The organism is Acaryochloris sp. IP29b_bin.137, from assembly GCF_028285745.1.
GTDB lineage: Bacteria > Cyanobacteriota > Cyanobacteriia > Thermosynechococcales > Thermosynechococcaceae > Acaryochloris.
The window spans coordinates 15,104-36,259 of record NZ_JANQOP010000041.1 but is presented as its reverse complement, the minus strand read 5'-3'; the positions used below and the strand labels follow the sequence as shown (position 1 = coordinate 36,259).

At 48.7% G+C, this 21,156-nt stretch carries 16 protein-coding genes and 1 pseudogene; 7 read left to right on the top strand and 10 right to left on the bottom strand.

The window, feature by feature from the left end:
* Positions 1-162: 162 nt before the first annotated feature.
* Positions 163-1,080 (bottom strand): acetyl-CoA carboxylase, carboxyltransferase subunit beta, encoded by a 918-nt coding sequence (gene accD, locus Q0991_RS03335; protein WP_299485490.1) that lies wholly within the window; start codon positions 1,078-1,080, stop codon positions 163-165.
* Between the two features lie 583 nt (positions 1,081-1,663).
* Between accD and Q0991_RS03330 the strand changes: the two genes are divergently transcribed.
* The 5 genes from Q0991_RS03330 (at position 1,664) to Q0991_RS03310 (ending at position 7,027) form a co-directional block, all read left to right on the top strand.
* Positions 1,664-1,843 carry a hypothetical protein gene (locus Q0991_RS03330; protein ID WP_299485488.1) on the top strand — a complete coding sequence of 60 codons (180 nt, stop codon included), beginning with the start codon at positions 1,664-1,666 and terminating at the stop codon, positions 1,841-1,843.
* A 355-nt stretch (positions 1,844-2,198) separates the two neighbouring features.
* Entirely contained in the window at positions 2,199-4,133 is a 1,935-nt protein-coding gene (sir, locus tag Q0991_RS03325) for a sulfite reductase, ferredoxin dependent (protein WP_299485486.1), read from the top strand.
* Between the two features lie 30 nt (positions 4,134-4,163).
* Positions 4,164-5,384 carry an NAD(P)/FAD-dependent oxidoreductase gene (locus Q0991_RS03320; RefSeq protein WP_299485484.1) on the top strand — a complete coding sequence of 407 codons (1,221 nt, stop codon included), beginning with the start codon at positions 4,164-4,166 and terminating at the stop codon, positions 5,382-5,384.
* 159 nt (positions 5,385-5,543) lie between these two features.
* Complete coding sequence (locus Q0991_RS03315) at positions 5,544-6,185, top strand: hypothetical protein (protein ID WP_299485494.1); 642 nt, start codon at positions 5,544-5,546, stop codon at positions 6,183-6,185.
* 5 nt (positions 6,186-6,190) lie between these two features.
* On the top strand, positions 6,191-7,027 hold the full coding sequence (locus Q0991_RS03310) for a pentapeptide repeat-containing protein (RefSeq protein WP_299485482.1): 837 nt from the start codon (positions 6,191-6,193) through the stop codon (positions 7,025-7,027).
* On the opposite strand, the gene Q0991_RS03305 is transcribed toward Q0991_RS03310, so the two are convergent.
* The 3 genes from Q0991_RS03305 to Q0991_RS03295 all read right to left on the bottom strand — a co-directional run bounded on the left by Q0991_RS03305 (position 7,024) and on the right by Q0991_RS03295 (position 10,430).
* The gene (locus Q0991_RS03305) at positions 7,024-7,587 is read right to left on the bottom strand and encodes a J domain-containing protein (RefSeq protein WP_299485480.1); all 564 of its coding nucleotides are present in this window, start codon (positions 7,585-7,587) and stop codon (positions 7,024-7,026) included. The two genes, Q0991_RS03310 and Q0991_RS03305, sit on opposite strands and share 4 nt — an antisense overlap.
* Positions 7,588-7,740: 153 nt before the next feature.
* A complete protein-coding gene (locus Q0991_RS03300) occupies positions 7,741-9,567 on the bottom strand; it encodes an EAL domain-containing protein (RefSeq protein ID WP_299485478.1) in 1,827 nt (608 codons plus the stop codon).
* Between the two features lie 728 nt (positions 9,568-10,295).
* Positions 10,296-10,430, bottom strand: coding sequence for a hypothetical protein (locus Q0991_RS03295; protein ID WP_299485477.1), 135 nt, complete (start codon positions 10,428-10,430; stop codon positions 10,296-10,298).
* A 10-nt stretch (positions 10,431-10,440) separates the two neighbouring features.
* On the opposite strand from Q0991_RS03295, the gene Q0991_RS03290 reads away from it, so the two are divergent.
* On the top strand, positions 10,441-12,651 hold the full coding sequence (locus tag Q0991_RS03290) for a DEAD/DEAH box helicase (RefSeq protein ID WP_299485476.1): 2,211 nt from the start codon (positions 10,441-10,443) through the stop codon (positions 12,649-12,651).
* A gap of 224 nt (positions 12,652-12,875) precedes the next feature.
* Here Q0991_RS03290 and Q0991_RS03285 read toward each other — a convergent pair whose 3' ends face one another.
* From Q0991_RS03285 to Q0991_RS03260, 6 genes and pseudogenes are all read right to left on the bottom strand, one after another.
* On the bottom strand, positions 12,876-13,727 hold the full coding sequence (locus tag Q0991_RS03285; protein ID WP_299485475.1) for a prohibitin family protein: 852 nt from the start codon (positions 13,725-13,727) through the stop codon (positions 12,876-12,878).
* Between the two features lie 138 nt (positions 13,728-13,865).
* Positions 13,866-14,498 (bottom strand): annotated as a pseudogene (locus tag Q0991_RS03280) (LemA family protein).
* Between the two features lie 138 nt (positions 14,499-14,636).
* Complete coding sequence (locus Q0991_RS03275) at positions 14,637-15,929, bottom strand: YgcG family protein (protein ID WP_299485474.1); 1,293 nt, start codon at positions 15,927-15,929, stop codon at positions 14,637-14,639.
* 46 nt (positions 15,930-15,975) lie between these two features.
* Positions 15,976-17,046: a glycosyltransferase family 4 protein gene (locus Q0991_RS03270; RefSeq protein WP_366524887.1), complete on the bottom strand. Its 1,071-nt coding sequence runs from the start codon at positions 17,044-17,046 to the stop codon at positions 15,976-15,978.
* Between the two features lie 406 nt (positions 17,047-17,452).
* On the bottom strand, positions 17,453-18,475 hold the full coding sequence (locus Q0991_RS03265; protein ID WP_299485472.1) for a hypothetical protein: 1,023 nt from the start codon (positions 18,473-18,475) through the stop codon (positions 17,453-17,455).
* A gap of 46 nt (positions 18,476-18,521) precedes the next feature.
* On the bottom strand, positions 18,522-19,259 hold the full coding sequence (locus Q0991_RS03260) for a hypothetical protein (RefSeq protein WP_299485471.1): 738 nt from the start codon (positions 19,257-19,259) through the stop codon (positions 18,522-18,524).
* Between the two features lie 609 nt (positions 19,260-19,868).
* On the opposite strand from Q0991_RS03260, the gene Q0991_RS03255 reads away from it, so the two are divergent.
* Positions 19,869-21,152 carry an NB-ARC domain-containing protein gene (locus Q0991_RS03255; protein ID WP_299485470.1) on the top strand — a complete coding sequence of 428 codons (1,284 nt, stop codon included), beginning with the start codon at positions 19,869-19,871 and terminating at the stop codon, positions 21,150-21,152.
* The last annotated feature ends 4 nt before the right edge of the window (positions 21,153-21,156 follow it).

Here is a 21,156-nt window from a genome sequence, read left to right as displayed (position 1 = left end):
GAGATTGACAGGTCTGCAAACCCCATAATCATTAACGTACTGATTTTATTAAGGTTGACCCATTTAATATCATGCCATTGAGGTGTCCCTTTCCCAAATCCAGATTCTATAAAATGGGTCAAATCTGGGATGGAATGGGATCAAAGTTGAGCCCTGGATCAGCTATTCAGCAGCAGCGGCAGCCACTGGAACCGCAGTCGGTGAAACATCTGAAGCCATAGGCATCTGAGCATGAATTCGGATCAGCCGGGCTAAGGTCTCTTTTAGCTCAGGGCGGGGGATAATCGCATCCACAAATCCATGGCTGAGCAAATATTCGGAGGTCTGGAAGTCATCCGGCAGTTTTTCTCGTAGAGTCTGTTCGACCACGCGGCGACCGGCAAAACCGATGGTGGCTTTGGGTTCTGCCAAAATCATATCCCCGAGCATGGCAAAGCTGGCGGTCACCCCCCCCGTTGTGGGATGAGTTAAGACCGGAATGTAAAGCAGACGGCTAGCACGATGCTGGTCCAGAGCAGCTGACGTTTTAGCCATCTGCATCAGGCTAAGCATCCCTTCTTGCATACGAGCCCCTCCCGAGGCACAGACAATGACTAAGGGCAGGCGATTTTGGGTGGCATGCTCAATTAATCGGGTCAGTTTTTCTCCCACAACGGACCCCATACTGCCGCCCATAAACCGAAAGTCCATTACTCCTAGTGCCAGGGACAGGCCATCTAGCTCTCCGACTCCTGTCTGAACGGCGTCTTGCAGACCTGTTTTATCTTGGTATTCCTGAATGCGATCGCAGTAGGCTTTGCGATCGTGAAACTGAAGCGGATCACAGGCAACCAAATTATTATCCATGGATACCCACGTATCGGCATCAATCAGTTGATGAATACGTTCATCACTGGTGACTCGAAGATGATGGCCACATTCTAGGCAAACCATCAGATTGGCGCGTAAGTCCTTAGTATAGGTGAGAGCACCACAGGACTCACATTTTGACCATAATCCATCTGAAATTTCCCGCTCAGGCTGCGCTTTCGTCACAGGATGAGATTTTCGCCGGTTTGCAAACCAATCAAATAAAGACATGGAAACGCTCTATTCCTCTTAAATACGAATTAGCACCCGCCAGAACGACCTAGATTCTGAGATCAATCAGGCCATCATTTACTTTATGCCACCCCTCATGAGATGGACTTCCCCCTACTGCGCTTTAGTTCCTGGCATCGACGATATGAATCCTCGCTGAGGCCGTGAGTCGCATCATTGCCTTAAATGAACGCTTCACCCCTCACAGCAGGAATCAGCATACGCCCTAGAAATTATTAATTAATCATAAACTTTGTAGCTCTCCCTTGGCTCCCTTAGGGTCGAGTCATTTGTAAAGATTTTAGGAACCCCTGAAAATTTGTGACTCATGTTACGACAATTCTGGGCATTCTAAGCCTATACGGAGCGCGTCTTTTATCCAAATCATCATCAGCTTTCTGGGCACCCTCAACGTCTGCTTCAGCTGGCTAACCTATAACTTTTGGGGATCCTTTATAGGTCTCCCCAATTTTCACGAAAGTTATGAGTGTTAAGCCTTTTAACGGTAGCCTTCCTGAGTCAACGCTTCGCTATGCTGAACCCAGAGGATTAGACGCCAGAACACCCCCACCACTGAATTGTCATGATTTCTAACTCTCATCACAACTGGTTTCCCGTCTGGCAATATCTCAACCAGCCCTTATTTCATTCTGAAATTAAACTCGTGTTGAATCCCAGCCGATTTTGGCAACTGTACCGCATTGAACACTTGAATCGGTGCTGGATGCGACAATGCCTCCCCAATCATGATCCCCAAAGATAAGCATTTAAGCTGGGAAATGGTCTCATCCTGCTCCTCACCTCATGGGGGCTACCGATAGTTGATGTTGAGTCACATTTGACGAATCTGTCAGCCATTTTGATCGCTTAAACAGCGTTCAGCTCACGCCCGATCAAGATTATTTCCCCTTTCATCTGGCAAACCAACGCCTAGCATCTGCGCCAAGCGGCAATGGTAAAATAAATGATGATTTACCGACATTCCGACCGACTTACCGGACATTGGTAAAAGACGCGGTAAAGTAGCTCGGTACCATCTCAGTACAACAGCGATTTCCCATAGCGAGGAAATCGTTTTGTTTGTGCTCTTGTCATCGTCATCAACTGCCAGTTTCCTCATGGTCAATGCCCCTCCCAAACAACCGACGCCCCCCAAACTTTCCAAATTGGAAGGTATTAAAGAGCGAAGTCATCATTTACGTCACCCATTAGTTGCAGAATTGCAGACTGACGCCAAGAACTTGCCAGAAGAGGCTATCCAAATCCTCAAGTTTCATGGCTCTTACCAACAAGACAATCGTGACAATCGGGTCAAAGGGCAAGAGAAAGACTATCAGTTTATGCTGAGGACCCGCAGCCCAGGCGGGTTTATTCCAGCGGAACTATATAAAACCCTGGATGAACTAAGTGAGACCTATGGCAATCACACCTTGCGGACAACCACTCGCCAGGGATTTCAGATTCATGGGGTGCTTAAGCAAAATTTAAAGACGGTCATTGCTGCCATTATTCGCAGTATGGGCTCTACCCTGGGAGCCTGTGGGGATTTGAATCGAAATGTGATGGCTCCCCCTGCGCCCTATACCAATCGGCCTGCCTATACCTATGCTCAGGACTATGCCAACCGGATTGCCGATTTACTGACACCCCAAACCGGGGCCTACTACGAGATTTGGTTAGACGGGGAGAAATTCTTATCGGCTGAGGAACACCCTGAGGTTAAAGCCGCCCGGCAGCAGAACACCAACGGTACCAATCTGAAGGATGACGAAGAACCGATCTACGGGGAGCATTATATGCCCCGGAAGTTTAAGGTTGCCGTCACTGTGCCAGGAGACAACTCCATCGATCTCTACACCCAAGATGTTGGCCTGGTCGTTATCTTAGACGACCAGGATCAACTCCAGGGCTTCAATGTGTTTGTGGGCGGGGGTATGGGTCGTACCCACAAAAAAGAGGAGACGTTTGCACGCATTGCCGATCCGTTGGGCTATGTCGCCAAAGAGGAGATCTACGACCTGGTTAAAGCGATTGTGGCCACCCAGCGCGATTATGGTGACCGCCAGCAACGTCGCCATGCTCGGATGAAATACCTTATTCATGATTGGGGCATTGATAAATTCCGTAGCGTCGTTGAACAATATTTTGGTAAATCTCTAGCGCCAAGCCGACCACTGCCAGACTTTAGGTATGAGGATTACTTAGGTTGGCATGAGCAGGGCGATGGCCAGCTCTTTTTGGGTATTTCCATTGAGAATGGTCGGGTCTTTGATAGCGGCAAGCTCCAGCTTAAATCTGCCCTGCGCCAAATTACACAGCAGTTCACTCTGCCCATGCGGCTGACGGCCAATCACAATCTGATTCTTTACAATATTCAGCCCAGTGACAAAGGGGCAATTCAAGACATTTTGAACCATGCAGGCGTGCTGGCAGAGACAGAGATTGACCCGTTGGTTCGCTATGCAATGGCTTGTCCAGCCTTGCCCACCTGCGGTTTAGCGATCGCAGAATCGGAACGCGCCATCCCCGGCATTCTGGATCGCATTCGGGGGCTGCTCAATCGACTGGAGCTTAGCGACCAGCATTTTGTCATCCGGATGACGGGCTGTCCTAACGGCTGTGCTCGCCCCTATATGGCTGAGCTCGGCTTTGTTGGGATTAAACCAACTGCCTATCAGCTCTGGTTAGGGGGAAGCCCCAATCAGACTCGGTTAGCCCGGACTTTTATGGAAGTTATGCCCATAGACGAACTGGAGACGACCTTAGAGCCTCTCTTGGCTTTCTTTAAGCAAAAGGGTAAATCGGCTGAAAGCTTTGGTGATTTTTGCGATCGCATGGGCTTTGATGCCCTGCGTCAGTTCAGCGACACCTATGATCCAGCCACGCAAACCGGCAAAATTGCCAGCGGCAAAGCCCGGGTTCGCCATCGGGTTAACCTCCGGGAAGATGTCTACAGCAGACTGAAGGAAACCGCCAGTGCCCAGGGCAAAACCCTGACTGAAGTGGCATCTGATGCCATTGATACCTATTTAAAAAATCAATCTCAGGCCTAAATTACGCTTAATTTTAGGTGTAATAAAGACATGGTGAATATTGTCGTTATTGGCGGCGGCGCGGCTGGCTTTTGGGGGGCAATTGCCTGTGCAGAAGCGTATCCCCAAACTCAGATTACGGTTTTGGAAGCCAGTGGACAACTGCTCTCTAAAGTGCGAATTTCCGGGGGCGGGCGCTGCAACGTTACCCACGCTTGTTTTGAACCCTCAGCACTGGTGGGCAACTACCCACGCGGGTCTAAAGCCTTACGGGGGGCCTTTAGTCACTTTCAACCTCAGGATACGGTGCGTTGGTTCCAATCCCACGGAGTCTCCTTAAAAACGGAAGCCGATGGCCGCATGTTTCCCACCACCAATGATTCGGAGACCATTATTGACTGCCTGCAACGAACGGCTCAGACCCTGGGGATTCAGGTGCGGACGGGCATGTCTGTGACGCGTATCAAGCCCGGGAATCAATTTACAATTCAGTGCAAATCCGGGGAGAAACTGAGATGTGATCGCATTCTTCTAGCCACGGGCAGTCATCCCCTCGGCTATCGCCTCGCCCAACAGTTGGGCCATACCCTGGTATCTCCGGTGCCGTCCTTATTTACCTTCAAAATCAAGGATCCGAGATTGCACGATTTAGCCGGTATCACCGTTGATCCGGTGCTATTGCGTTTAACTGTGGGTGATCAAAAGTTTGACCAGCAGGGGCCTCTCTTGGTTACCCATTGGGGATTAAGTGGTCCTGCAGTCCTCAAACTCTCTGCGTGGGGAGCTCGGGCCTTTCACCAGAGTCGATATCAGGGAGAATTGACGGTCAATTGGGTGCCCCATTGCTCCGATGAAGACCTGCGCCAGTTGTTGGGAAAGACTCGAGCAAGCGCTGCCAAACGTGCGATCGCAAACCATTGCCCCATCAAACTTCCCCAACGTCTCTGGCAAAAACTGATTGCCGCCGCCGGGATGTCCCCCCAACAGCGTTGGGCAGATTTATCGAAACAGCAGTTGCGATCGCTGCTGCAACAACTGACCCAAGGGAAATTCCAGGTCTTGGGGAAAGGCGTCTTCAAAGACGAGTTTGTCACTTGCGGCGGCGTCGATCTCAAACAAATCAACTTCAAAACCATGGAAAGCCGCCGTTGTCCTGGATTGTATTTTGCTGGCGAAGTAATTGACATTGATGGCATCACCGGTGGGTTTAACTTCCAAAATGCCTGGACCACCGCTTGGCTAGCCGCCCAAGCCATGGGGCAACTTGAATAGAGCGACTTGCATCCACTGGCCACCAGAGGAAAAACCAACTGGATAGGACGGTTCTATGCTTTCATACATCAATGGAGACTATCTCTAACACCTTGTGCAGATGTGGTCGCCCCTGGCGATCCGTCGGGACTCTTTTTGTATCGACAGGAGATTTTTATTTTGGGTGTTGAATTGCGTAGCTATGTCTACTTAGATAGCCTCCAGCCCCAGCATGCTGCCTATATGGGCAAGGTCGCAGTCGGTTTCTTACCCTTACCAGGTGATACGTCTCTGTGGTTAGAGATTTCCCCCGGCATCGAAATTAATCGGATTATGGATGTTGCCCTCAAAGCCGCCGTTGTTCGACCCGGGGTGCAGATGGTGGAACGCTTGTACGGTGTTCTAGAAGTCCATGCCAGTAGCCAAGCTGAAACCCAAACGGCAGGCCGAGCCATGCTAGAAACCCTGGGGGTCAAGCAAAATGAACGCTTACGTCCACAAGTGATCTCTAGCCAAATTATTCGTAATATCGATCCACACCATGCCCAGCTGATTAATCGCAACAGCCGAGGTAACATGTTGCTGGCTGGTCAAGCCCTCTACGTGATGGAGGTTCAGCCCGCGGCCTATGCTTCACTTGCAGCCAATGAAGCAGAGAAAGCAGCGTTGATCAATATTTTACAAATCACCTCCGTGGGCAGTTTTGGCCGATTATACTTGGGAGGAGCTGAACGAGATATTAAAACGGCAGCGGCGGCTGTAGTGGATGCCCTTGAGCATGTCCCTGGACGCGAGCCTCTGGGTGATAAGCGCAATGAATAGCTGAAATGAGCAAATACGAAATTGCTATGGCAGGGGAGCACCTTGCCCTCTTATATCGTGGTCCTGAGATTTGGGCTCAGTGGCGACAGGATAATAGCCACAAATCCCCCAATCTGGCAGGCTGCAACTTAGGGCAAATGGATTTACAGGCGTTCGACCTGAGCAATACCAATCTAACCGCTGCCAATTTGCGGGGTGCCAACCTAACAGGCGTCAATCTCAGTAATAGTCTTTTGTGTGGTGCTAACTTAATCGAAGCCCAGCTCACTGGCATTGAAGGGGTGACCATCAATCTTCATCAGGCCCAGTTAAAAGGGGCCGATCTGCGCGATGCCAATCTAATTGGCGGTGATTTAAGCGAAGCTGTCTTGCTAGAAGCTGAGCTGAGCCGCGCTAACTTGATTGGCTGCGGTTTAAAAAATGCAGATATTCGCCGGGCAGAACTCGAAGCCGCTCAGCTCCACCGAGCAGATTTAAGGTGTGCAGAACTGGAAGCTGCCAACCTGATTCAAGCTGGATTAAGCCAAGCGAATCTCAGTGAGGCAACCTTAACAGGGGCTTATTTGTATGGCGCTGATCTCAGCCGCGCTAATTTGCGTGAGGCCCACTGTGCGCAAGCCTATATGGTTCGCGCTAACTTTACGGATATTAATGCCGAAGAGGTAGACCTAGCTTGGAGCAATTTGAGTAAGGTGAACTTCACCAGAGCGAATTTACGGCAGGCCAATCTTCGGGGGGCTCGGCTCCATCGGGCTCAATTTAAGCAAACCTGCTTAGAAGGAGCAGACTGGGAACTCGCGAATTTGGAACAGGCAAGAGGATTTCCGAGTTTGAGCTGCTAAACCCTTTGATTTTGCAAGAGCTGCAACAATTGCTCCGCTTCAGCTTGGCAGAAGTGACCTTTGGATTTACAGGGAATGGATAGCAAAATCCGATCAAACCCATGGACGGAGTCGCAGGGAACTGAAAGGGTCACCTCTGCGGGTTGATCACAGGTATCCAACACAAAAGGACCACTATGGTAGGTTTGATGACCCGCCGTTTTGGGTGCCACAGGCTGAAAAGAATAGTGATTGAGAATATAGGCCGCATCGCTGAAAGTTAACCATGGACAGGCCCGACGTCTTTTCGGTACCCGAGGTTTTGCTGGTGGTGAGGAGGGCGCAGTGCTCGATCGGTCAGGAGCCGCTTGAGCAGGCCGAGGTTGATGGGCTTTTAAGTAGGCATAGGCTTGGTTAAATTCTTTGAGCTTGGCTTCCGCTTTTCTGTAAAGGCGAGGGTTATGCAAAAATCGGTCGGGATGCCACACCATTACTAGATCTTGGTAGGCTTCCCGAATTTGATCGAACGAAGCGTTTTGATCAAGTGACAGGGTTTGCAAATGTGCTTCGCCAGCATGCATAGCAGACTCACGTTCACAGGAAAGTTTACGAATATCTTAGTAATGCTCAAACGGGAAAAGCAATGAGCAACTCGTTACTTTCTGATACGGAGTGCAAAGAAGTCATAAAGAATATTGCGAAAGCGATGGGAAGTTGCCCGTCGCTGCAAAGCGTTAAGCCGGTAGACATTCTGTAAATGTGGAGGTTTGCCAAGTGGCCAGGGTGTCGACCAAGGGGCGAGCAGGGCCAAAATAATGACCCTGGGCAAAATCAATATGAACGTCGTTGAGGCAATCTAGAATGGCAAGGGATTCAACATATTCAGCAATGGTTTGCAGCCCCATCGTCTTCGAGACATGATGGATCGCTTCCACAACCCCCCTAGACAGGTCGTCATCAAGGACGCCTTTGATAAAGGAACCATCAATTTTGACAAAGTCAGCTGGAATCTTTTTCAAATGGGTAAAGGAGGACAAACCACTGCCAAAATCATCTAGGGCGACCTTACAACCCATTTTTTTTAGCGCTCGTGTCACTTTCGCCGCTGCCTCAACGTTGTTTAGAGCGACGGTTTCTGAAACTTCAAAACAGAACTGTTCTGGCTTCAAGTTATAGCGCGCAAGCTGCTCGGCAATAAAAGAGGCAATTTCCATATTCTTGAACGTTGCCCCCGATAAATTAACGAAAAAGATCGCTTCTTGCAGCATTAGGGCATTAATTTCCCCTAACTCTGCAAACAAATGCTTAATGACCCAGCGATCAATCCGAGGCATCAAGTCATACTGTTCGGCAACGGGAAAAAATAGACTGGGCGAACAGACAATACCCGGTTGATCACAGAGTCGCAACAGAATTTCGAAACACGGTTCAGAGGTGGGAGCCTGTAATGCTTGAATCGGTTGGGCGTACAACTCAAATTGATTCTTTTCAAGCGCATCCCGTATTCGGCTCACCCACTGCAAGGTGTGTCGCGATTGGAGATTGATGGCGCAATCAGCATGGTGGACTTGAATGCGATCGCGTCCACTTTCTTTGGCCGCATACATGGCCCGATCTGCCGCTTCAATCAGAAGGGAGGGTGCCATCCCATCATCCGGCACTTGACAAGCCACTCCAAAACTGAGGGTTACTCGATGGCTGACGGATGAAGTGGTATGGGGAAGCTGGAGACTATGGACTGCCGAGCGAATGCTCTCTGCCACGTAAGTCGCCCCCGCCAAATCAGTATTGGGCAAGATGACCACAAACTCTTCGCCACCGTAGCGGGCCACACAGTCTGCAGGCCGTTTAGCAACTTTTGCGATCGCTCGGGCAATCTGCTCTAAACATGCATCCCCAGCTCGATGGCCGTAGGTGTCGTTATAGGCTTTGAACTGATCAACATCGCCCATGATCAAGGACAAGGGTTTTTCATCTCGCAGGAGGCGATTCCACTCGGCCAGAAAAACCTCATCGAATCGGCGACGATTATAGACTCGGGTGAGCCCATCGACCGCTGCTAGGCTTTCCAGCTCGCGATTGGCCCTTTCGAGTTGGTCAGATAAAGCCTTTAAGGCCAAATTCTTATATTCCAACTCCAATTTTTGATGCTGGCGTTCGATGGCATACTGAATGGCCCGAGACAACACCGTGCTATCAAACTGACCTTTGACCAGAAAATCTTGTGCGCCCGCCTGCATCGCTGCCAGGGCGATCCGCTCATCACTATTCCCACTGAGAATAATCAGCGGGATGGTTGGAAAAGCATCATGAATTTTTCGAAACGTATCTAGCCCCTGGGTATCGGTTAAGGATAGATCCAGCAAAATTAGATCAATTTTGTTGGCTTTACTTAACGTGGCTAATCCTGCATTCAAGGTTGAACAGTGACTGAGCAAAATTGAGTTTTGATGCGCTTCCTCCAGCAATTGCATAACAATTTCGACATCTTGCGGATCATCTTCAATCATCAAGATTTCGGTATGGCGCACCGGACTATACTGTGAAGTTAACGCATTCATAAACTTAAAATCCCCCATATAAGCTAGGGGCAATGCCCCTGAGCGTGCTCAGGGGCTTACTAATTATCCCTAAGCATCTTCTTCGTTTCGTCCATCCTTCACCGAAGGACTTTGCCTTAATCGATGATGGATCGATCCCCCCGCACTCGCCTCGAACTGAGCGACTTATTCTGAGGATTAAGGGTCAGCATTATGCCCCTTTGACTCCCCAAATCAACCCAGCTTTATTGACCTATAAATCTATAAACTTTACGGATCAAGAATCCGCATTTCTGCGGGTGTTGGGCTGTTCTTCTGTACTTTTCTTATACCCGCTTCATCCTTGCGATCGCGTCAGTAAACATACGGAACTAATTAAATTTTTATAAAAATAATTCTCTCAGTAATGTTACTGAGAGAATGTCCACTAAAGCCTCTCTCTTAGAAAAAAGCCAGCACCTATAAAATTGAATTGGGGCCAGAAAGAGACCTAAAACATCAAGTGAATTTCAGCACCCCTACCATCCGCTATCCCACTTAGAAATAAAATCCTATCTGGCCGTCTAGCTACTAGGAGAACTGGTTGTTAGAGCATCACAAACTATTAAGATATCTTCCATAAAATTCTTCGCTTTTTGTAAAGTAGTTTTACCTTTTATTGCCTATCAAAAACATTGAGGCTTCAGCGTCGCCATCGGAACCCACCCCAGTAGGCAACATTGCTGATTGAGCCCATTCTCGATCGGCATTTACCGGTGATGTCCTCCCCGTTGACGGTCGGTCGAAGCATCGTTGAACCCTAGGATTTTGAGACCGAGGTCGGCAAAGGCACCGCCTTCTTTTTCACATTGCCAGCGATCAACTAAGCTCTTAGCAATGTTCATTGCTGCCCCCATGACTGTGCCTGCCGCCTCCAACTTTTATCGCCTTCATCCCCGCGTTCAACAGTGGATTGCCAGCAAAAAATGGCCCTCTCTGCGGGAAATTCAGGAGCTAGCCATCCCTCCCATCCTGGCGGCAGACAGGGATGTGATCATCACGGCGGCTACCGCCCAAGGCAAAACAGAAGCTGCTTTCCTACCTATTTTGTCGCAATTGGTCGATCAGCCTGCCCAAGGCATCCAGGTCATCGGACTCGGGCCTCTCAAAGCCTTAATCAATGATCAGCACCGTCGTCTGTCAGCCATTGGCGATTGCCTAGATGTGCCCGTGTGTCCCTGGCATGGCGATATTAGCTCTGGTCCCAAGCAACGCCTGCTCAAGAAACCAGCAGGCGTGCTGCTCATTACCCCTGAATCGCTGGAAGCCCTCTTTGTCCTCCGAGGGCCAGAACTGGGTCGACTGTTTGCCTCTCTCTCCTACATCGTGATTGATGAGATGCATTCTTTTATCAGCATTGAACGGGGTCGACAGCTTCAATCTCTGATGCAGCGGGTTGAGCAAGTGGTCGATCGCCCTGTGCCCCGGATTGGTTTGAGTGCCACCCTAGGAGACATGTCCCTGGCAGCAGCGTTTCTGCGTCCGGGACAACAAGAGCGGGTGCAATTGGTTCAGTCTTTTGCCAAAGGCGATGAACTGAAGCTACAACTCCGAGGCTATCGGTCATCCCCCCCCCCAGACCCGGATGACGAAGAAGATGAAGCGGCACCTCCGGATGTCCTGGAAATAGCGCAGCATTTATTCCAGGCTTTACGCGGGGAAAAGAATCTGATTTTTATCAACAGTCGCCGCCAGGTGGAGCGGTATGCCGATATTTTGCGCCATTTATCGGCAAAATATCGGGTCCCCAATGAGTTTATGCCCCATCATGGCAGCCTCTCCAAAGAACTGCGAGCGGAGGCGGAAGAGGCTCTCAAGCGCGATCACCCCGTCAACGTTATTTGCACCATGACCTTAGAAATGGGGATTGATGTAGGCGCTGTCCAGTCTATTGCCCAGATTGGTCCGCCTAGCTCCGTGGCCAGTACCCGTCAGCGATTGGGACGCTCAGGCCGACGGGCAGGCGATCCGGCCATTATGCGGGTCTATTTATCGGTCCCCCAACTGGATGCTTATATCTCTCCTGAGCAGGCGCTATATCCCGATTTAGTGCAAGGGATTGCCATTATCAATTTACTCCTCGAAGGCTGGTATGAACCGCCGATTGCCGGACGTCTGCACCTCTCTACCCTGATTCAACAACTTCTATCCAGCATTGCCCAACAGGGCGGTATTCGGGCCGATCAGGCTTGGCATGACTTTTGCCAGGAAGGCCCCTTTCAAGAAATGGAGCAAGGCTTGTTTATCAAGCTACTGCGGTGTTTAGGGGAACGCGATCTGATTCAGCAAAGCCAGGATGGCCTGTTACTGCTGGGCCTAAAAGGGGAACGGTTGGTCAATAACTACACGTTTTACACCGCTTTTTCCACAACCGAAGAGTACCGAATTAGTACCCCAGAGAATGTTTTGGGGACTTTACCTACTTCGATGCCTATCGCAGAAGAGATGGTGTTGCTATTTGCGGGTCGGCGGTGGCAAGTTCAGTCTGTGGATAGCGAAAAGCAAGTGGTGATGGTAACGCCCGCAGAAGGAGAGGGACAAGCCCCCCGATTTGGGGGTAGCAGTGGCTTTGTCCATGATCGGGTGCGGCAGACTATGCGCAAGATTTACCATTCAACGGATGTACCCGTTTACTTAGATGAGACGGCGAAACAGCTTTTAGGGGAGGCGAGAACTCACTTCCACGACTGCGGATTGGATCAAGAATATATCGTGGGTGAAGATGAGCAGGTCTTGCTCTTTCCCTGGCGAGGCAGCTTGATCATGAATACCCTGCAGATGTTGCTGTTGGATAGTGGCTTAAAGGCCAGCCAAGAAGGGCTAGCGATTAAGGTCAAAGGGGTGGAACCGGATGAGCTGATGCCCTATTTGCAGTCTTTGGTGAATCTAGGTCCTGCCAACCCCCTGAGACTTGCAGATGTGGTGCGGACGAAGCGCAGTGAAAAGTATGACTGGGTGTTAACGGATGAGTTATTGAACCATAACTATGTGGCTCGCTTCTTTGATCCTCAAGGTACCTGGGAAACGGTTTCAGAAATTTGTGGTGGAGGTAGGTTAGATCCGTAGGCATCCTTGGCAACGGAATCCGGGTGGGTTATTGAGTCGATAAAGCTTTTCCCACCGGTATCATCTGTTGGGCGTTTTTCCTTAATAAATGCCAAAATCGAAAAAAATAATCCTATCAATCGGCGGGCCTTTATCACTCTGCGGTCTGTCATCACTGCTAATCACCAGATGTTCTATACCAAACGTGCAGCAGACGGTTGGAAGCACTGCTGCACGTTTTATCTCTACTGTTGTTGGGCGTCCACATTCCCAAGATTAAAGAGAAATGGAACGCTGTTATTGCCTTTGCCATCCATCACCAACACCTTAGGCATTTGGGCACCGCCTTCACGCCAGGCTGCGATCGCTTCTTTTTGGAGTACTAGCTTACCGCCTTGGCTTTTTAGAGTTTCAGCTAGGAGGCGTTGGGCTTCGGCTTTACCTTTGGCGCGGTTGATTTCCGCTTGGGCCTGGGCTTCAGCCTTCTTTGCTTCAAAAATCGCTTGTTTAGCCTGCTGTTCCGCAATTTGCTTCGCTTCTACCGCCTCATTAAATTTAGGGCTAAAGCTGAGATTCTCAATGGCACTACCTTCGAAATTAATCCCAAATTTGGATAGGCGCTTAGACATCCCTTCATCAAAGGCTTTACGGAGCTGTTCACGCTTGGTAATGGCTTCTTCTGCCGTATATTGAGCACTGGACGCTTTAAAGGCTTCTTGAGTTAGGGATCTCACTTTCGCTTTGACTTGAGGCATGGTGCCAATGCGGGTCCGAGTGGTGGTGAGTGGACCCGGATCAACCGTATAGAAAACCGTTAACTCAGCTGTGAGGTCCTGCAAATCCTTGGTTGCTGCTGCTGCCGGGAATTGTTCTTCTTGAATGTTGGCCTCATAGACATCAATTCCGCAGAGCAAAGGACACTTGAAGTTCAGGCCACTTTGGGCCATAGATCCTTTTTGAACTTTACCTAAAAACTTGTAAACGCCAATTTGGGTCGGTCCCAAAATTTGAAAGGTATTGACTCCAATCAGGGCAACAAACAGCCCTAGTCCGGTTTTCCAGTTCAACCAACCCGCATAATTTCTAACATTATTCATTTCAATGATCTCCTATGAACCGTTCAGCTTCAAAAGCTGAATTCATCCAATTCACGCTTACGAATTAGCGTGTATACATGTTGATAAGCAGGGAAAATGATCCTTAGCCGGGCTTATTCGTATGGTCCAAGCTAGGCGTTAATCTGCGCTCAAAAAGGGCTTTGATTCAAATCTTGAAAGCTTGGCAACGACAGTATTGGGGAAACCTTGCAGTTGCTGCTGATAGCTTTGTACAGCCTGGTTGTATCGCATTCGTTCTATGGCCAGCCGATTTTCCGTACCAGTGATTTCGTGCTGGAGGTTGATATAAAACTGGCTGGATTTGAGAGCTGAATGCTTCAGGGCATAAGTTTGAAACTGATCAATCGCCTGATCGATTTTTGTAATTGCATCCTGCTGCTGTTCAAGGCTGTCCGCTTCTAAGTAGGCTTGTCATGCCTCGGTGAGCGTTGTGACCAGGGTGCTTTCATGGGTGGTGTAGGTTTGAGTAACCTTGACCAACTGCGGAATTAAGTTTGCCCGTCGCTGGCGTTGGTTCTCGATTTGCGCCCAAGCCGCTTCTACCTGAATTTGATGCTTAGTAATCGCATTGTATATGGCAATACTCCACCCCATATCCTCTATTATAGCAATAGGGCTGATAAGCAGCCACTTTCTCACCCATCGTCCTATATTATGCCTTTTTGTTAGTTTTTCGGCATTTTGAGCCTGAATCTCGGCAATGGCTTGAGGGATATACTCGGCTGGAATGCCTGCTTCTGCTGCGGCCATTTCCAGCTCTGCTTGAGAGTAATGGTCTAGGTCAGCAAAGGCATATTGAGAGGCTAGCTCAAAAATTGCAGGGGTATCACTGGCTGGAATCGAGCGCTTTTTCGAATTCATGGTCTCTACCTCTCAAACAATTGTGAGTTACCACCCTCCTCCAGCTCCGCCGCCGCCACTGCTACCGCCGCCAAATCCTCCCCCGCCGCCGCCACTGCTACCGCCGCCGCCAAATCCCCCACCACCGTAGCCACCGTAAGTGCCATAACTGCTCGTTCCACTGGTGCTACTAGAAGGGGACGGGACAGGTTTTAGACGAGGTGTTTTTTCCTGATATTCTTTGTGGAGTCCACAACAGACACACATTTGGGTAATCAATTGCTTCCCACAGTCTTGTTCTGTTGCTTCTTCCAAGGTTTCAGTAGAGTGACGAATTGTATATTCCTGGCAGTCTGAACATTCTCGGAAAGAGATTGGATTCCAAATATAAGCGCGAATATGAATAGAATCTGCGGCTTTGGCACAAGAATTTGAACATTGCCAACCGACAAACTTAACACTCCCTATTTTTTGTGCGGTTTGTTCAATGGTGGTGAGGTGGGATGAGAGGATGTCAGCATCCACCTTCCTAAGGCTTTTTTGGCAATACATACACCGGGGAGGTGTAAATCCCAAGTCGTTGCTATATTCTTCTCGGGAGACACGAGAACGTTTCCCAGGTTTTAATAGCGTTCCTTTTTTCTTTTTGATTAGAAAACCCATGCCGCCTGCTAACCCTCCGCAGCCTAGGACCCACAATAACCAAGAAAAATCAGGGCTGTTTGGAGAAGGATTGGGAACCAGTGGTTTAGTGTTTGTTGGATTTTGAGTGTTTGTTGGATTTAATGAAACGTGGCTAGACGGCTCAGCGCCAAGATGGCTGATTAAGAGTTTTGTTCCGTTTAAAGTCCCTTGATCAAAATTTCCGGTCTTAAATTTGGGCAGGATCTGTTGATCAATAATCTGTCCCACTTTGGCGTCGGGTAGAATGGCTTCAACTCCATAGCCCGTTTCAATCTCGACGCGGCGATCGCCTTTGGAAATCAAAAATAAGACACCGTTGTTCTCCGCTTGCTTACCGATGCCCCAGTGGTTGAATAGGCTAGTCGCAAAGGCTTTCGGTGAAGCGGAGGAGGCCGTATTGGGAACGGTCACTACAGCAATTTCGCTGCCATTTGTGGCTTCTAAATCAGTGATGAGTTGATTGAGTTGGACCTCTGTTTGCGGGCTAAGGACATTGGCCATATCCGTCACCCATCCACCGTTTTGCTGCCGAGGATTGGGGACTTGCCTGTAGGGCACGGCCCAGACTGCGTGGGGAAGGGTTGCAATGCCTGCAAGGCAGCCACTGACTATCGCACCCCCAACCCTTTTGTAAGTGGCATACATGCTCGATTTCATATGGAAATCCTCCAATAATAAACGCCATAGGCGAGGAACTCTGCCCCTAATGTGGCCGCTGAAAGGTGAGCAAATTATTTTGGCTACGAACTTGACCAATGATCTGACGATAGGCTTGCTCGTATTGGGCAACCATATGCGTGGGGTGGAATAAGGTCTCGACATGCTGGCGACAGTCTGCTCGATTGAGCTGGAGGGCCGCTGGAATTTTCTCAACAAACTCATTAATCGTGGCGCAGATAAACCCAGATTTACCGTTGGCAATCACTTCTGGGACAGCCCCACAGTTCATGCCAATTACGGGGGTACCGCAGGCCATCGATTCCAGCATCACTAGACCAAAGGGCTCATTCCAGACGATGGGAAAGACCGTGACGGCTGCCTTGGCGAGGAGGTCTGCTTTTTGGGCATGGTTGATTTCTCCCAGATACTGAATGTACTGACCATCGATGTGAGGTTTGATCTGATGATCGAAAAAGTCTTGCTCAGAAGGGTCAAGTTTGCCTGCCATTTTTAGGGGTAATCCTGCATGTTTGGCAATTGCGATCGCAAACTGGGGTCCTTTCTCAGGGGCCATCCGCCCGACAAAGGCAAGATAAGGTGGCGTTTGGCATTGAGCCACAAAAGGATATCGGGATAAGTCTATGCTGTTATGAATCGTATCAATGTAATTCAGGTGGGGCATGGTTTGTTTTTGGGCCTCACTAATATTGATCACGGGAAGCTGCGGACAGTGTGCAAACAGTGAGTGGTTACTGTCCGTAAAGGGATAGTGCAGGGTATGGACCGTGGGGGTGTTAAAGCATCGACTCAGCGGTAACGAAGCGCATTTATCGTGAAAGTGGATGATATCAAAACGATTTTGCTGGTCAAAGACTTGGCTGAGCTGATGGGCTTCAAAATAGGGATAGTCATCCTCGCTGCCATCCGAACGTAGGGGATTAGGACAACTCGCCTTGAGGTCAGCCTCTGTTCGAGACTCGCCCACTGCAAATAATGTGACGTGATGTCCTCGATGAACTAATCCCTCGGTCAGCGTGCTGACCACACTTTCAATGCCGCCATATTGTTGGGGTGGCACGCTTTCCCATAACGGTGCGACTTGGGCAATGTTCAAAACATCCCTAGATAATAGATGAGGTGTCATGCTTTTTCCTTTTCGTTAACACCAGACCATGACTGCTTCTTCAGTCATGTGAGTTTATTTGAATTGTATAGACCTCCCAGACTGAGGGAGTAATCACTGGTTTCGTCTAAGATATCTCTTTTATGTGAGAAAAGTCAAATATTTTTCTCACATAAAGCGAATCTCTATTCAATTCAGTGTTAATTCCGGTACGCTTTATTCGCCATGGCTTAGGTGTTTTTTCCCATGACAGGTTCCTTCTTTCCGGGGGGCACCTGGTCAGTTTAAGCCAGCCCATCAATGATTTTAGGGAGCCATTCAGCTATCACCAATGCATAGAAACCACTTTTTGCGCGCATCATTCAACCCTGCACCGCCAATGCTGCCGATGCACTATTTATGGAGAGGGAGACGGTATGGCTTCAGGAACAGGATTGCGACGAACAATGTAGAAGCAATTGTTATAACGCGTGTTGGCGGCCAATGGCCAATCGCCAGTGTAAGGGACAACAATGCTGTCACTAATAGATTTCACCACAACCCGATATTGACCAGGGTTAACCGTATAACGACCGACAGGTCCTTGATTTGGGCATTCTTTCGGCGGAGATTCGTAAATTCTTTTACAGTCTGGGCATGGCTCTAGTTCTTCCACCCGAGGCGTGGGTCCACCAAAGACATTTCGCAGTTTTTCCGGGGAATCGTTCCGAATTTCCACCACAGTGGTGCCATCTCCAGTCGAGCCTTGCTGAATCGGCGGCGGAATCGTTCCAGCGCCTTTAGCTTGAGCTTCTTTATACAGTGCCTGGGCATACGCTTGCTTCACATCCTCCGTCAGTTGATGGTTAGGAAATTGATCGAGAAATTGTTCGTATTGCTGAATGGCCAGGGGATACTGCCCACTTCTTTCGAAGGCTTGACCGCAGGCCTGGTAGAACGTTGGCTGGTTCGATTGAGACATCAGATTATGCTGGGTGATAACCTCCAGCTTTTCGCAGGATGGCACTTGGGCCAGCAATGGGATGGCGTTGTGGGCAAATAAATTAGATATATCCTGCTGTAAGGGTTGTGCCAACGGACTTTTAGGATATCGCTGTATAAATTGCAAGTTGCCCACTAAACTCAAGGCTGGATGGTTTGCGTTCCGCTGAGTCTCGGTAGCTTTTAGGAAGCTACATTCTGTTTGAATAGCTTTTGCTTGGACCACCTGGTCATCCATTTCATCCGCTGATGTTTTGGCTAGAAATGTACCGAGTTCTGATACAGCAAGATTGCAGTTGGCCATTTCATAGGCTTGGAGCCCATTGTTGTAAAACATCTGCTTTTGGTCATATTCGATCTTGCCGATCAGGGAACTTATCCCCAAAGAGCCTCCAACGATCAGAAATAGCCACTGCTTAATAGAGAGTCGGAATCTCATCACTGATATCCTCCGAGAAGTGCAGAAAGGAATTGGCGTGTCGGATTTACTCGTCTATGGAAAACATCCTGGCTGTGAGCCCCGTCGATTTTTCAAGACTTTGACGCATCTTCCTGCCTTTTTTTCGCTGAATCACAAACAGAAATTGCTGAGATGATGAAGACTCAGCCTCAGATTGACTTGAGGTTAATTCAGATAAGTGGGTCTCTGTTTCGTCGGAGAGAGGCGTTCTTGCTGGGTCATTGCTTTCTTGGTTTTGAGGCTCAGCACTGGGTTGGGGAGCAAAGCGAATCTCATCGGTCTCAGTCATTTCGGGTGAATATTGAATGCCAAAGGTTGCGGTTCTATTTTTTGCCAATAAACCCCAAACACCCAACGCCAGGACAGCTCCGACGTTAATTTTGGACTTTTCTGAGTAGTTGAAGGAGCGAATGGTGGCCAGGGGAATGGATATCTGAGTCGTATTTCTGGCATTGCCGAGCACTTTTAAGCGATCGCCAGATTCGATATAGGCAGATAAGGCGTTCTCCGTCAGGACTACTTTGCAGGCTTTCGCTTTTTCTGCTCCATTCAAGAGGCATTTTGCTTTTTCTCCCTCCCGCGTCTTAAGAGAGATCGGAACTTTATAGCCGTCGCATCTGGAGTTGAGGGGAAATCTGGAGCACAGTTGATATAGATCGTCTTGTTCTCTTGCCAAAGCCAAGGGGTTGGCTAAGCTACCAGTCGCGATCGCAATGTGAATGGTTACGGCTACACAAAGCTTAAAAGTATTGCGTTTATTCATATATTTTGCTCCCAAATAACGGGCTTACCAGATTGATGGCGAATCTTCTGATTCGGTTTAGAGCACAAACAGCCGGATTGGAGGAATAAAGATTGTTCTAGTAATGAGTTCTGAACTTATCGGAGGGCATGCTGCATTTTTCCTAAATTGCTCTAAGAATATGCACCGTTGGTCAACATGAAAGCTGCACGACGTTCCTAACGGGTAGTTTTAGGTCTTTTTTGAACCGCCGAAGCTGACAGTGCCGGGGGCCTCAGCAATGTCGATGCCAACCCCAACATCAAGCTGCAGCCATCAGCTACAGCAACCTCGAAAAAATAAAATACTAATCTCATTTATGTGAGTCACTTAAAGGTATACTTTATTCACCCCAATAAATCAAGTTCTATGTGAATATTGTTGAAATCTTTCAAAAAGGAGCAAATAAAATGGCTCTCAAGCTTTTTATGGTTCATCAGGCTCGCTTATAGGTGATCCTTACAAGTGAATGCAGGAAGGCCACTGATAAAGGGATAGAGAATGCTCACAACATCAGGATAGCCTCACATAAATACCCTATTCTCGGGCTATGATTGAACAAATGGGCCATCGTTATGTGAGCAGTGCCGAGTGATTCCACTAGATTTTTTGAACCAGATAGCCGCCCAAAAAGGGGTCTCTAAATCTGAACTAGCTGCTTTAGAACTTGCTGTGGAAGGCCACACCACAGCAGTGATTGGCGAACAACTCGGCATTAGTGGCGATGCAGCTCGCAAACGCCTGAGCGAGGTCTATCAAAAATTTGGCATTGTGGGCAAAGGCCCCGTCAAACTGAAAAAACTCCAACAACTACTAGTCACTCGCTATCAGCAAGCGTTAGAAGGCGGAGCCTTGTCTACACAGTTCCCTGCCTCAAAACCAGTGGATTGGGGAAACGCGCCAGATGTATCGGTCTTTTATGGACGGACAAGTGAATTAGCGAAGCTGGAAAAGCGGATTGTTGAAGAAGGTCATCGCTTACTTAACATCTACGGTATGGCGGGTATGGGGAAAACAACACTGGCCGTAAAACTTGCTCAACGACTACAGCCCCATTTTGAGAGAGTTTTTTGGCGTTCCCTTTACCATGCCCCGCTCCTCACAGACTTACTGTCAGAGCTAATCCACTTCCTCGAACCCTCTAGCCCTAATCACTTACCGGCTTCCGAGCCAGAGCAAATTGACTGGGTAATGCAATATCTACAGCAACATCGATGCTTACTTGTGCTTAACGGTATGGAAGCCTTTTCCCAAAGCGGCAACTTAGCAGGGCAGTATCGCCGCAACTACGAAAATTATGGCCAGTGGATCAGATTATTAGGGGTTATACGCCACAAGGCCTGTGTGTTAATAACCAGCCAAGCCAAAAATAGCGAAGTTGCCTTGTTGGAGGGTAAAACCGTCTCTGTTAGCTCATTTAAACTTCTTGGCTTGGACTTTGAAGCGGCTACAGCGCTTCTCAGAGATAAGGGACTTACAGGAGAGAAAAAGTGGCCATATCTAATCACAGCCTACGCAGGTAATCCGATGATGTTGAAATTGGTTGCTGAAACAATAAAGGAGGTCTTTGATGGCAATGTCCGTGATTTTTTGGACAACAGTTTGACCACTAGAGACGTTCATAATTTTATTGAACGAATCCTGGATCGCACTTCTTCTCTTGAACAGCAAATTTTGTATGTTCTATCTGCCCAAAGTGCAGGTATGCCGTTCAAACAACTGGATACAAGACTGGATTCTGTCTCTACCCATGAGTTGATAGATGCTTTAGCCTCTCTCAAAAAGAGATCGCTGATTGAATCTGGAGAGCAAGGGTTTATTCTTCTGCCTTTGATTAAGGAAGTCACCCAACGGATGATGGCTGCTGAAGCCTAAGTAG